This window comes from Claveliimonas sp. (assembly GCF_037273965.1).
Classification (GTDB): domain Bacteria; phylum Bacillota; class Clostridia; order Lachnospirales; family Lachnospiraceae; genus Claveliimonas; species Claveliimonas bilis.
Genome location: NZ_JAYAZJ010000059.1, coordinates 21658 through 33828 on the forward strand (window position 1 = coordinate 21658; position 12171 = coordinate 33828).

General features: G+C 44.9%; 12 protein-coding genes. 2 read left to right on the top strand and 10 right to left on the bottom strand.

All coding sequences use genetic code 11. From position 1 onward, the window contains the following. Positions 1 to 22: 22 nt before the first annotated feature. Genes WJ238_RS04190 through WJ238_RS04200 form a run of 3 tightly spaced genes read right to left on the bottom strand, consistent with a single transcriptional unit; the run spans position 23 to position 2125 of the window. Positions 23 to 451, bottom strand: coding sequence for a flavin reductase family protein (locus tag WJ238_RS04190; RefSeq protein WP_316269092.1), 429 nt, complete (start codon positions 449 to 451; stop codon positions 23 to 25). 20 nt (positions 452 to 471) lie between these two features. Then, a complete protein-coding gene (locus WJ238_RS04195) occupies positions 472 to 1251 on the bottom strand; it encodes an EFR1 family ferrodoxin (RefSeq protein WP_337606244.1) in 780 nt (259 codons plus the stop codon). Between the two features lie 22 nt (positions 1252 to 1273). Beyond that, positions 1274 to 2125, bottom strand: coding sequence for an aldo/keto reductase (locus WJ238_RS04200; RefSeq protein ID WP_337606245.1), 852 nt, complete (start codon positions 2123 to 2125; stop codon positions 1274 to 1276). Positions 2126 to 2272: 147 nt separating this feature from the next. On the opposite strand from WJ238_RS04200, the gene WJ238_RS04205 reads away from it, so the two are divergent. Continuing rightward, positions 2273 to 3115: a LysR family transcriptional regulator gene (locus WJ238_RS04205; protein WP_337606246.1), complete on the top strand. Its 843-nt coding sequence runs from the start codon at positions 2273 to 2275 to the stop codon at positions 3113 to 3115. A 123-nt stretch (positions 3116 to 3238) separates the two neighbouring features. Here WJ238_RS04205 and WJ238_RS04210 read toward each other — a convergent pair whose 3' ends face one another. The 6 genes from WJ238_RS04210 to WJ238_RS04235 form a co-directional block, all read right to left on the bottom strand. After that, a complete protein-coding gene (locus tag WJ238_RS04210; protein ID WP_316269098.1) occupies positions 3239 to 4384 on the bottom strand; it encodes an iron-containing alcohol dehydrogenase in 1146 nt (381 codons plus the stop codon). A gap of 317 nt (positions 4385 to 4701) precedes the next feature. Beyond that, complete coding sequence (gene tsf, locus WJ238_RS04215; protein ID WP_316269100.1) at positions 4702 to 5622, bottom strand: translation elongation factor Ts; 921 nt, start codon at positions 5620 to 5622, stop codon at positions 4702 to 4704. 44 nt (positions 5623 to 5666) lie between these two features. Beyond that, on the bottom strand, positions 5667 to 6434 hold the full coding sequence (gene rpsB / locus WJ238_RS04220; RefSeq protein WP_230105741.1) for a 30S ribosomal protein S2: 768 nt from the start codon (positions 6432 to 6434) through the stop codon (positions 5667 to 5669). A 224-nt stretch (positions 6435 to 6658) separates the two neighbouring features. After that, positions 6659 to 7798 carry a C40 family peptidase gene (locus WJ238_RS04225; RefSeq protein ID WP_230105740.1) on the bottom strand — a complete coding sequence of 380 codons (1140 nt, stop codon included), beginning with the start codon at positions 7796 to 7798 and terminating at the stop codon, positions 6659 to 6661. Positions 7799 to 8002: 204 nt separating this feature from the next. Beyond that, on the bottom strand, positions 8003 to 9151 hold the full coding sequence (locus tag WJ238_RS04230) for a C40 family peptidase (RefSeq protein WP_256193821.1): 1149 nt from the start codon (positions 9149 to 9151) through the stop codon (positions 8003 to 8005). Between the two features lie 135 nt (positions 9152 to 9286). Beyond that, on the bottom strand, positions 9287 to 10264 hold the full coding sequence (locus WJ238_RS04235; RefSeq protein ID WP_337606250.1) for a CPBP family intramembrane glutamic endopeptidase: 978 nt from the start codon (positions 10262 to 10264) through the stop codon (positions 9287 to 9289). A gap of 204 nt (positions 10265 to 10468) precedes the next feature. Between WJ238_RS04235 and WJ238_RS04240 the strand changes: the two genes are divergently transcribed. After that, complete coding sequence (locus tag WJ238_RS04240; protein WP_256193818.1) at positions 10469 to 10960, top strand: prolyl-tRNA synthetase associated domain-containing protein; 492 nt, start codon at positions 10469 to 10471, stop codon at positions 10958 to 10960. A gap of 46 nt (positions 10961 to 11006) precedes the next feature. Here the strand turns inward: WJ238_RS04240 and WJ238_RS04245 are convergent, their stop codons facing one another. Then, positions 11007 to 12170, bottom strand: a complete 1164-nt coding sequence (locus tag WJ238_RS04245) for an alanyl-tRNA editing protein (protein ID WP_337606252.1) — start codon at positions 12168 to 12170, stop codon at positions 11007 to 11009. Position 12171: the final 1 nt, after the last annotated feature.

Consider the following 12171-nt stretch of genomic DNA (forward strand, 5'->3'; position numbering starts at 1 on the left):
AATATAGGAAAACCAGCTGTGTCTATTTCAGTGCATTTCCGTCTTTAAAGGCATTTCCGACTCTCTCTCCCAGCCTGTAATATCCGTAATGCACTGTATCGTAAGTAATGGGACTGAACTTTTCCAGACTCAATTCCCCATCCTCCCCAAGAACCTTTTCATCAATGCTCACATTAACAATCTTTCCAAAAATTTTGGACCCGCCGATCACATCCGTCAGCTCACATTCCAATGTAAGAGGAAGTTCATTGATCACCGGCGCATTGACAAACTCACTTTTTGTGGTTGTAAATCCTGCTTTCTCCATCTTATTCTCTTCCTTATTTGCAGAAACCAGCCCCACGTAGTCACAGGCAGCCATATGTTCCACATCTCCCACGCTGACAGTGAACGCCTTATTCCGGAGAAGATTATCCGTTGTTATGATACCTCCTGAAACTTGGAAACGCACTCTGCGCTTCGTTTTTTGATTTACTGCATTGCATCCTGATGATTCGCCTTTACGATCTCTGTAAGACGGACATGTTCGTTGTGATATCGGGCCGCCGGGTTCTTTTCCGGGATTGTCAAACGGATGGCGTTTTCCGGACAGTGGTGGATGCATGCCATACACATCTGACAATTTTTCATTATGTGGACTGCCCTCTGTTTTTTCAGTTCAATACATCCCGCCGGACAGACCCGTGTACAGATTCCGCAGCCGATGCATTCCTCTGTCACCTGATAAATGTGTTTCCACTGCTCTGTCGGGACGGATTTTTGATATTCCAGATATTTCTGATGCCACAGCCGGTCTTCTTCTGTGGCCGGCTGTGTCCAATGTATACGCTTCTTAATGTCTGAACATATCCGGCTTAGATGTTTCTCAATATATTTTCCATGCTCAGATGCGATCTGCTCTTCCATATCAAAGGATGGCAGAAAATTATCTATCATCTTCAGAGTGTTTATATAGTCTGCCCTTTTCCCGCATCGTTTCAGTTCCTGCTGTGCCAGCTCTGCAGCGCCGCCATGTATATTTCCATAAGTCAGGATCAGAAAAAAGTACTCTGTCTGAAATTCTGCCTTTTTTAAAAATCCTTTTACCATAGCAGGCATTTCATGTCCATACACAGGACAGACAATCCCAATCTCCTCTGCCCTCCAGCTCTGCTCTTTCCTGTGAATTACCTGGGGAATGCTTATCAACTCTCCTCCAATCTGTTTCGCTGCATAGAGACTGTTTCCTGTTCCGGTAAAATAGAAGATCATCTTTCAGGAACCTCCCGTTGCTTTAATCGTGAACTTTCAGACTATGAAGCATTTTAGTAAATGCAGGATCATCGTGGTTGACAATCTCACTGTAACCCAAATCCAGTTCGGCGATCTTTGCCATGTCCTCGTCACTTAATTTAAAATCCCATATAGCTATATTCTGCTCCATACGGTCCTTATGCACAGACTTCGGAATTACCACTACGCCTCTTTGCACATTCCAGCGAAGAGCTACCTGAGCAGCGCTCTTTCCATACTTTTCGCCAATCTTAGAGAGCACCGGATGGGTAAAAATCCCATGATTTCCTTCTGCAAAAGGTCCCCATGCCTCTGGAATCACGCCATACTCATTCATCAGGGCAAGTGCATTTTCCTGTTGGAAGAAAGGATGCAGTTCCACCTGATTTACTGCCGGGATTACGTCCACAGTCTCACACAGATCCGCAAGGCGTGCCGGATAGAAGTTGCAAACGCCGATAGCCTTTAATGTGCCTTCTTTATACGCCTCTTCCATTGCCCGGTATGCTCCTACATAATCACCCATGGGCTGATGGATCAGATACAGATCAAGATAGTCAAGTCCCAATTTGTCAAGAGATGTCCGGATAGCTTTCTTTGCCTCTTCATAACCTGCATCCTGTACCCAGAGCTTTGTGGTAATGAACAGCTCTTCTCTCGGCACGCCGCACTTTGCAATGGCTTCCCCGACTGCCTCCTCATTCATGTATGCAGCTGCTGTATCAATCAGACGGTAGCCGCTTGCGACGGCATCAAGAACCGCCTGCTCACACTGCGCCGGATCCGGCACCTGAAATACTCCAAATCCTTCCTTAGGCATCTTTACTCCATTATTTAATGTTACATATTCCATGATCATATCCTCCTTTTTCTTTCCGAATGTGGTATACCCACAACCTGTTTACAATGTAAATTATAAAAAGTATTTCAGAAAAAGTACAATATCAATCCCGCATTGTGCTATACTATATATGAATACTGAAAATGAGGTGACACCGATATGATCGAACACGAACATCTAAGACATCTTGAGGCTTTTGCCCGATCCGGCACACTTTTGAAAGCTGCTGAAGAACTGCATATTTCCCAGCCCACTCTGACTCGTTCCATGCAGAAACTGGAAGATGAAATTGGCGTACCGCTGTTTTTGCGCACAAAGAACCATCTGGAATTCAATGCCAACGGAGAGTTGGCTGCAGATTATGCAAGGCGAATACTAGAGCAAACTGACAGTATGGTAGAAAGGGTTCGGGCACTGGATCGTGCCGGGCGTACGATCTCCATTGGCTCCTGCGCTCCTATGCCTATGCTCACAGCCGTCCGGAATGCAACACATCTGTATCCTGAGATGACCATTTCTTCTGAATGCCGGGACTGTGAGCCTTTAATCGAGGGCCTCCGTTCTGAGCTCTATCAGATTATTATCCTGCCTTATCGTCCGGAAGATAAAGATCTGCATATACAGGAAACAGAAACGGAAACGCTCTTTTTCGCCGTCCCTTCCGGACATCGGTTTGCTGACAGCAATGGAATCTATATGAAAGAAATGGATGGAGAAAATATGCTTCTGTATTCAGATATCGGATTCTGGCACAGTCTGCCGCGGGAAAAAATGCCGCATTCCCGCTTTCTGGTGCAGACCGACCGATTCGCCTTTGAAGAGCTGATGTCTTCCTCCATCCTTCCTTGTTTTGTATCCGATATGGCTCTTGCGGATAACTGGAACTCTGCAGACCGTGTTCTTGTCCCGATACTTGATCCGGAGGCAAAGGTTACTTATCATATGGTATGCCTGAAAAAAACTCTTTCGAAAGTTCGGAAATTATTTTTATCTGTAATCTGACCTGCGGCTTACATCCATCCAGTCCACAATTTCCTGCAGCCTGTCTTTTAATACACTTTGCGCTGCCCGTGCCGCATCACTGCCAAGGAGTAAACGGAAAGGCATCTTTCCTCTTAAATATGTTTACATACATTCCATCAGAATATCGTATATTTCATCACGGCTAAGTTCTCTCGGCCCGCACTTGATTACGTTGCATGTATCTGCTACATTGCGTAAGATTTCCGGAGTAATCTCTACTTTAGACTTCAGTTCGCTCATCTTTGTTGGAAGACCGCATGCTTTAATAAAGTCTGCCAGAGCCTCCACACCTGCCCGGGCTGTATCTGCACCAAATACTTCTTTAGCAAACTTTTCAAACTTCTCTTCAGCATCTTCTACAACATGACGGTAGTAAGCGGGATGAATCACTGCAAGACCCTGTCCGTGATTGCAGTCGGTATATGCGCCAAGTTGATGCTCCAGCTGATGTGCCTGGAAATCCGTCACTCTTCCCACTTTCAAGATCCCGTTCTCTGCCATAGCAGAGTCCCACATCAGATTCCCTCTCGCCTGTATATCATCTACATTTCCCATCAGTCGTTTCATATTTACAACTGTATTTTTCATGATTGCAAGCGCCACATCATCAGAAACATTATCCTGATCGGAATTTCCGAAATAAGTTTCCATCGCATGACTCAATGTATCAAACGCCCCGGAAATCACCTGCATTCTCGGAACGGACGCAGTGTATAAAGGATCGAGGATTGCAAATCTGGGCGCTGCCGCTGCCATCCCCGCTTTGATCACCTTCTCTTCGTTGGTAATGACCGCACCTCCGTTCATTTCCGCTCCTGTTCCGGAGGCTGTAACAATTGCCCCCATTGGCAGGACATCTGTCGGAAACTGATGGTCTGTCATCTCCATCTCCCATAAATCTTTTTCCGTCTTTGCCTGCGCTGCTACAATCTTACAGCAGTCGATCACGGAACCGCCTCCCACTGCAAGAATGAAATCAATCTTGTTTTCTTTTGCAAGTTTCGCACCTTCCTGTACCTTTGCATAAGTAGGATTGGACATAATGCCGCTAAAGTCAAAAACCTCTTTTCCTGCATCCGCAAGAATATTCTTTACCTCGTCATAGATTCCGTTTTTCTTTACCGAACCTCCGCCATAAGCAAGCATTACCTTCTCACCGTATCCGGAAACTGCCGATGCAAGCTGCTCCTTTGCTACACCTTCTCCGAAATAAACCTTTGTCGTATACTCATAGACGAACTTTTTCATGTCAGATCTCTCCTTTTCTTTTTTCTATAACAAATTATAGAACTGCTGCCGAATAAATTGAAGAAACAATAAGTTCCCGCGTTTATACCTTAAGGTTTCGGCTGCTTATAGATAAAAGGCGTATTCAGGAATTGTGTCGGACACTAGATGTCGCCCCACCCGTAAAACGGGCAATGTCATCAACTTAAAGATATTTCACTATGAATTTACAGCAATTCCTCTTCGGGTTTCGATTCGCTCCGAAACGCAAAAAAGCCCTTGAAAATTCCCGTTTTACGGGATTTCCAAGGGCTTCACGCACCTTTTATTTTAGAAAATTACATTCCCATCTGTTTCGCAACTTCTGCTGCGAAATCCTCTTCCTTCTTCTCGATTCCTTCTCCGGTCTCGAAACGAACGAATTTCTTAACAGTCATGTTAGCGCCGTTCTCTTTTGCAACCTTCTCTACATATTTTGCAACTGTAAGGTCACCGTCCTGAACATATACCTGGTCTAACAGACAGATCTCTTTCATCTCTTTGTTGAGACGTCCGATGATCATTTTCTCAATGATGTTCTCCGGTTTGTTCGGATTCTCCAGTTTAGCCTGTGCAAGCAGGATCTCTTTCTCATGATCAATGTATTCCTGTGAAACTTCCTCACGGGATACATACTTCGGAGACATAGCTGCAACCTGCATAGCTACATTCTTCAGGCATGTCTTGATCTCATCGTTTACGACATCTGTTTCCGCCTCTACGAGAACACCGATACGTCCGCCGCCATGGATATATGCTACGACACATCCGTCAGATACAATCTTTTCAAATCTTCTGATGCTTAAGTTCTCTCCGATAACAGAAATTTTCTCTGTCAGAACATCTTTTACTGTCTTGGAAGCGTCTTCGTTCCATGCCTCTGCCATGAATGCATCCATATCTTTGGACTCTGATGCAATTGCCTGATCAACAACAGCTTTTACAAATGCCTGGAAATCAGCATTCTTTGCAACGAAGTCTGTCTCTGAATTCACTTCAACAATTGCTGCTGTTTTGTCATCTTTTACTTCTGCCATTACAATACCTTCAGCGGCAATTCTTCCGGCTTTCTTCACTGCCTTTGCCTCACCGTTCTTTCTCAGGTATTCGATCGCCTCATCCATATTTCCATTTGTTTCATTAAGAGCTTTCTTGCAGTCCATCATTCCGGCGCCTGTCAGTTCTCTTAATTCTTTTACCATACTAGCTGTAACTGCCATTTTTCATTCCTCCGTCGAAATCTTATTTATACAAGGGGTTTTAATTAAGCTTCCACTGTTTCTGCAGCTTCTTCAGCCTGCTCTTCGTAAGCTTCTTCACCTTCTGCATATTCTTCTTCGTAACCTGTTTCTCCCTGATTTGCCTCGATAACAGCATCTGCCATCTTGGAAACGATCAGTTTTACTGCACGAATTGCATCGTCATTTCCCGGAATTACATAATCCAGCTCTTCCGGATCACAGTTTGTATCTGCAATACCGATAAGCGGAATGCCAAGTGTATGTGCTTCCTGAACGCAGATTCTTTCTTTCTTCGGGTCAACGATGAAAATTGCATCCGGCAGTCTCTTCATTTCTTTGATTCCGCCAAGGTTTTTCTCCAGTTTCTCCCACTCTTTCTTCAGCTGGATAACTTCCTTCTTCGGCAGTACGTCAAATGTTCCGTCTTCAGCCATTGCTTCGATTTCTTTCAGACGGTTTACTCTGCTCTTGATTGTCTTGAAGTTTGTGAGCATTCCGCCCAGCCATCTCTCATTTACATAGAACATACCGCAGCGCTCTGCTTCTGTTTTGATAGCGTCCTGTGCCTGTTTCTTTGTTCCTACAAACAGGATTGTTCCGCCTTCTGCTGCGATATCGGAAATTGCCTGATATGCTTCATCTACTTTTCCTACAGATTTCTGAAGGTCAATGATATAGATACCATTTCTCTCTGTGTAGATGTACGGAGCCATCTTAGGGTTCCATCTTCTTGTCTGATGTCCGAAATGAACACCTGCTTCTAAAAGTTGCTTCATTGAAATAACACTCATGTTTCTTTCCTCCATTTGGTTTTGTTACTTCCGCACATTGCATTTCCCGTAAGACCGGCCTTTCATCCTGTAATCCATCAAAAAGGCTTAGGCACCTTTACAGGCAGACATATGCGTGTTTTTTTGCGACTTGAATATAATACCATAAAAAAGTGCCGGATGCAAGCATTTTTCTGGCTTTCCGGCACTTTCATGATCATTTTTCTCTCTTCATTGACATTTTACTACAGAACTCTTCTGACACTGCGGATCTGCCTGTAAGTGCAGTCACTCCACTCTACGATACCTACTCCGGGAGCTGATGCATGGATGATCCCCCCGGTTCCATTGTAGATGCCTACATGTCCGTAATACACCAGAAGGTCTCCCGCCTGTGCCTGTGAAAGCGGTACTTCCACTCCCGCATAAGCCTGTGAACTGTCCGTCCTTCCAAGACTGACTCCGAACTTTGCATAAATCTGCTGGGTAAACCCGGAACAGTCAATTCCATTTGTCAGGCTGTTGCCTCCCAGTACATAAGGATTTCCGAGAAATTGTCTTGCATACGCCACAACTGCCGCTCCGTCTGTCCCCTGCGGCGGCACAATCGATGCATTTCCTCCGCCTGATGAACTTCCGGATCCTCCTCCGTTTGATCCGCTGTTGCTGTTTTCGTTTCCGGCGGAATTATTTCCCTGCTGGGACTGGTTGCTATTTTCTTCAGCCTCCTGGGCCGCTGCTGCCTGTGCTGCTTCCTGCTGACGTTTTTCCTCTTCTGCTTTCTGGGCTGCCACCGCCTCCTGGATGCTGGCATCCAGCTGGGCAATCTCTGACTGTTTCCCATCTATCATCGTATTAAGGGAAGTCTTGTCCTCTTCCAACTGTACCTGCATTTTTTCCAGAGACTCTGCCTCTTCCTGCAGTGTGGCGGACAGCTCTTCTATCTTCTTTGTTGTAGCTTCACATTCCGCCTGCTTTTCTTTATCATACTCATGTACATTTTGTATGTATTCTGCTTTATTGATCAAATCCGAAAAATTTTCCGCGGAGAGAAGGATCTCCAATTCATTTCCATTTCCCGCTTCATACATATACTGGATTCGTTTTTTCATATCTGCAAATTGCTTTTGCTGCTGCACAATAGCTTCTTCCAGATCGACATTGGCCTTTTCAATCTCTTCCTGCTTTTTTGAAAGATCACTTTCCAGTGTGTTGATCTTGTCAAGAATGCTTGTCAACTGACTCTGCAGAGATGTCACTTCCCCTTCCACAGCTGCTTTATTATCTTTCAGATCATCTATGGATGGTTCTGCAAAAACAGGACATACTACCATGGAGCTGACCAGCATCGCCGTGACAGTTGCCTGTACTATTTTTTTCTTCATACTCTCCCACCTTATCTCTATCTGTATGCTGTTAACTTCTGTCTGTTTCGCGCTCTTTTGCGGAAGCGCCATTACCCTGATTTATATTTATACACAATAAGAATACAACAATTTTTCTGCAATTTCAACAAATTTTCCAAGAAATAAAAACAAGAAGGCAATTCTTTTTACTGCCTTCCTGCTTTCAGCTTTATGTTCACCGGATTACCAGCATCTCCTGTACCACGGAGATCCGTAAACACTGGCAATTTTTACAACATCTCCCGGTTTCGGAGCATGTATCATTTTCCCTCCGCCAATGTAAATTCCTACATGGCTTCCATAACACACAATGTCTCCCGGCTGCGGATCCGTTACTGCCACTCCGCATCCACCCTGTGCATAAGAAGTTCTCGGAAGAGAAATTCCCGCAACAGAATGGCAGTACTGCACAAGCCCGGAACAATCCAGGGCAGATCCCGGAGTGGAACCGCCATATACATAAGAAACTCCCAACTGGCTGTAAGCTGCATTTACAATTGCCTGTGCCACAGAAGTATTTCCCGAAGAGGAGGAACTTCCTGACGAGGAACTGCTTCCCGATGAGGAACTGCTTCCCGACGAAGAGCTGCCGCCCGACTCTGTACCGTCGGATGTATTTTCAGAGGATGTGCTGTTGTCAGACTCATCCTGCTGTGAACTGTCACTTTCGCCGGATTCCTCCTGTTCTGCTGCCGCTGCTGCCTCGGCCTCTCTTTGCGCCGCTTCCTGTGCCGCCGCCTCAGCTGCTGCTGCAATCTGCTCGTCAAAGTCAGCAATCTCTGCTTTCTTCTCTGTCAGAGTCGCATTCAAGTTTTCTTCCTCCTGCTCATATTGTTCCTGCATATCCTGCTGCTTTTTCTGCTCTGTCTCCAGAGTTTCCTTCAGATCTTTTATTTCTGCTTCTGTTTGTTCCAGTTCTTCCAGCTTTTGCCGGTCATATGTATGAACATTCTGAATATATTCCGCTTTGTTAACCAGATCTGAAAAGTCTTTTGCCGATATAAGGGTTTCCAGAGAACTTAACTCTCCGCTTTCATACATATATTTGATCCTAAGTTTCATAGAATCATATTGTTCTTCTGCTTTTTTCTCGGCTTCCTCCAAATCTTCCTCGGCCTGTATGATCTTCTCTCCGGTCTTGATCAGCTGTTCTTCCATTGATCCGATCTTGGTAATAAGCTCTGTCAACTGTTCCTGCAAGGACTCTGCCTCTTCTGTAGCTGCCTCTTTTTTCTCTTCCAGCTCTGCAGCCGACGGTGCAGCAAGTACCGATGTCGTGGCTAAAGAACTGGCTAATGCTGTCATCAGCAGTGTTCTTCCTATTCTGTTCATCTTAATTCTGTCCCTTTTCAATTATCTGCTATGTCTGTTTCCTGTTGCTGTGTTTCCCCTCCCATACATTTAATATAAATTAAAATTTATATTTTTGCAATACTTTTTTAATTTTTTGTAATATTTCCGTAATATTTAAACTGACGGCTGAACTGGTTTCTCATCAATGCGCTGTATCAGCACAAATATACTGGACGCCGCTGCTGCACATACAACCGTAATAATACCGATCCTCATAGGCTGCTGCATCATCCATTCATAGGCAGCCGTTTCTGTAGCTGCAATTGAAACAAGATTCATTACCATATGCCCCAATACCGGAGCTTTGACAGATCCGTACTTTTCATATAAGTAACAGAGCACCATTCCCATGAAAAAAGCATAGATCATCTGAACCATATTTCCGTGAATAACGGCAAAGATCAAAGATGCTGAAACTGCCGAGCGGATAAATCCTGCTCTTTGGCGCATCCTCCTGAACATCACCCCGCGGAATACCAGTTCCTCAGCTGCAGGTACCAAAAGGCCCAGACAAATCACCTGTACGGGCAGGGATGCACTGTAAAGGGCATCTGTAGTCTGCTGATATGATGCACTCATCGACTGAAGATTTCCGATTATGATCAGATTATTTACACCCACACACAAGACAGCCGAAATGCCGATCACACCTGCATACTGCCACAAAGAAGCTTTTTTGTTCGGCACAATTCCAAGAAATTTTTCATTCTTACGATCCCTGTGAAACAAAAACAACATAATAGGAATCACAAGCAATGCGCTGATCCCCTCCAGCAGTGTGGTATACTGCATCAGCTGCTCTGTTATTGTCAAAGTCATATCCGTCATGGCATCCTGATTCTGCATTGCCCCCACTGCTTCATCATAGTGGTTGGACATGTAAAAAAAGCTGTATATTCCCGCTGCCGCCATACTGACAACCATACTGACGACTAATTTGATCACCAGAGGCACAAACACATACCATGCACCGGTTTTATATACTTTCGGCATTGACGGTATGGGCGTCTTCTCCTGTTCGCCTTTCTTTTGTTCCTGCCCCGGTTCAACGGACCCGGGATCTGTTCCGGGATTTTCCCATGGATTGCTCATATATATTTCTGTTCCTCACTTTCCAAATCTAAATATGTAACAGTACATAAAACTCCTGATTTTCTTATTCTACTTCTCATTTACAAAAGTTTCAATTAAAAAAGTATAAACTCTCTGCCGACTGATTCCGCTTCCTTTTCTTTACTTTCCTGTCTCCAGGCCATATAATAGTAAATATAATTTTCAGGAAAGGAGTTTTATAATATGGAAGATCAGAAACAGCGTGTCTATGACGCACTGAATAAACTCGGTATTAAATATGAAGTCGTTGAACATGAACCTGTTCATACTATGGAGGACATGGACCGCCTCGGCCTTCCGGAAAAGGGTACTCTGTGCAAAAATCTTTTTCTTCGGGATTCCAAAGGCAAACGTCACTTCCTTGTCACCTGCGATGAAAAGAAAAAAGTAGATCTCAAGTCTCTTGGACGCGCGCTTGGAGCCGGCAATCTAAGCTTCGCCTCAGAGGAACGCCTGGAACAGTATCTTGGCTTAAAACAGGGAAGCGTTTCCCCCTTCGGACTTATGAATGACACAGATCATGCGGTGGAATTTTTTATCGACAAGGATCTTTCCCGCTGTAAAAGTCTCGGGATCCATCCTCTGGAAAACACTGCTACCGTTTTCCTTTCTTTCAAAGACCTGGACAAATTTCTGTGGGATCTCGATGTAGATGTCATAAAAATCAAATTATAATGGAACGGCAAAAGGACATGGATTTTGCATCCCATGTCCTTTCCTTTTACTTATTCTTCAGATATTCCTCAATAAGGCATTGCTTCCCTTTCAGGCTTCCCTGAACCATCTCCGGTTTGCCGCCGCCTCTGCCGGCAAACCTTTCGTTCAGCTCTTTTCCAAACGGACGGACATCCTCTTTCCTGCTTCCGATCACATAGCGATACCCTTCCTCTGATGTTCCGGCAAACACAGCCGCTATTTTTGCCCCTCTGTCAAGCAAAGCATTCATCAGCTCCCTTGGCCCGTTTCCTTCCAGCCCGCTGTCAAATATCCAGGTCACGCCTTCTCTTATTGCTGTTTCAGCTGCCTGGTATCTCAAAAGCTTCTGCTGGAGGAGCAATGTTCTATTTTTCCAGCCATCCCGCTCCGCCTTCAGCTTTTCCACAGCTTTTGCTGTCTCATTTTCCTTCTCACACAACAGATTTCCTATGGCTTTTACATTTGCCTGTTTGATCCGGTAGTCTCTAAGCGCCCGGAACCCACACAGCATGGTAATCCTCTCTCCGCCTTTGTAGTTCATCCTCCCTACCAGCTTGATCAGTCCGATCTCCCCTGTTCTCTTTACGTGAGGGGCGCAGCATGCACAGACATCAAATCCCGGAATTTCTATAATCCTTACCTGGCCTTCGATCTCTATTTTGCTTCTGTATTCCATAAAGGAAAGCTCTTCCCTGGAGGGGTAAAGTGTCTCTACTTTCAGATTCAGGGCAACTGCCCTGTTGGCTTCCCACTCAATTTCCTCCAGCTCTTCCGGCGTGATAGGACCGTTAAAATCCATAGTACAGTAATCATTTCCCAGGTGAAAGCCTACGTTATCATACCCGAAGCGGGCGTGTACAAGCCCGGAAATGATGTGTTCTCCCGTATGCTGCTGCATCTTTTCAAAACGCTCTTCCCAGCTGATTTTCCCGTGAACAGTTTTTCCTACTTCCAAAGGACGATCCGTTATGTGATGGACAGTTCCCTGTTTTTCCTTCACATCCCAGACCTCTGCCTCATCCAGCCATCCGGTATCAGCATATTGCCCTCCGCCTTCCGGGAAAAATGCAGTCCTCTCTAAAATAACACGATAGCCCTTTTTATCCTTTTCACAGGAAAGCACTTTCGCATCAAATTCTTTCATGTGACTGTCCTGATAAAAAAGCTTCTCTGTCTGCCCAATCTCCATT

Excerpts from the sequence above, each read along its gene's own strand:
- WJ238_RS04225 (WP_230105740.1), bottom strand. The coding sequence starts at position 7,798 with ATGAAGAAAAAAATAGTACAGGCAACTGTCACGGCGATGCTGGTCAGC.
- WJ238_RS04245 (WP_337606252.1), bottom strand. The coding sequence starts at position 12,170 with ATGGAGATTGGGCAGACAGAGAAGCTTTTTTATCAGGACAGTCACATG.
- WJ238_RS04235 (WP_337606250.1), bottom strand. The coding sequence starts at position 10,264 with ATGAGCAATCCATGGGAAAATCCCGGAACAGATCCCGGGTCCGTTGAA.
- tsf (WP_316269100.1), bottom strand. The coding sequence starts at position 5,622 with ATGGCAGTTACAGCTAGTATGGTAAAAGAATTAAGAGAACTGACAGGC.
- WJ238_RS04230 (WP_256193821.1), bottom strand. The coding sequence starts at position 9,151 with ATGAACAGAATAGGAAGAACACTGCTGATGACAGCATTAGCCAGTTCT.
- WJ238_RS04205 (WP_337606246.1), top strand. The coding sequence starts at position 2,273 with ATGATCGAACACGAACATCTAAGACATCTTGAGGCTTTTGCCCGATCC.
- WJ238_RS04195 (WP_337606244.1), bottom strand. The coding sequence starts at position 1,251 with ATGATCTTCTATTTTACCGGAACAGGAAACAGTCTCTATGCAGCGAAA.
- rpsB (WP_230105741.1), bottom strand. The coding sequence starts at position 6,434 with ATGAGTGTTATTTCAATGAAGCAACTTTTAGAAGCAGGTGTTCATTTC.
- WJ238_RS04200 (WP_337606245.1), bottom strand. The coding sequence starts at position 2,125 with ATGGAATATGTAACATTAAATAATGGAGTAAAGATGCCTAAGGAAGGA.
- WJ238_RS04210 (WP_316269098.1), bottom strand. The coding sequence starts at position 4,384 with ATGAAAAAGTTCGTCTATGAGTATACGACAAAGGTTTATTTCGGAGAA.
- WJ238_RS04240 (WP_256193818.1), top strand. The coding sequence starts at position 10,469 with ATGGAAGATCAGAAACAGCGTGTCTATGACGCACTGAATAAACTCGGT.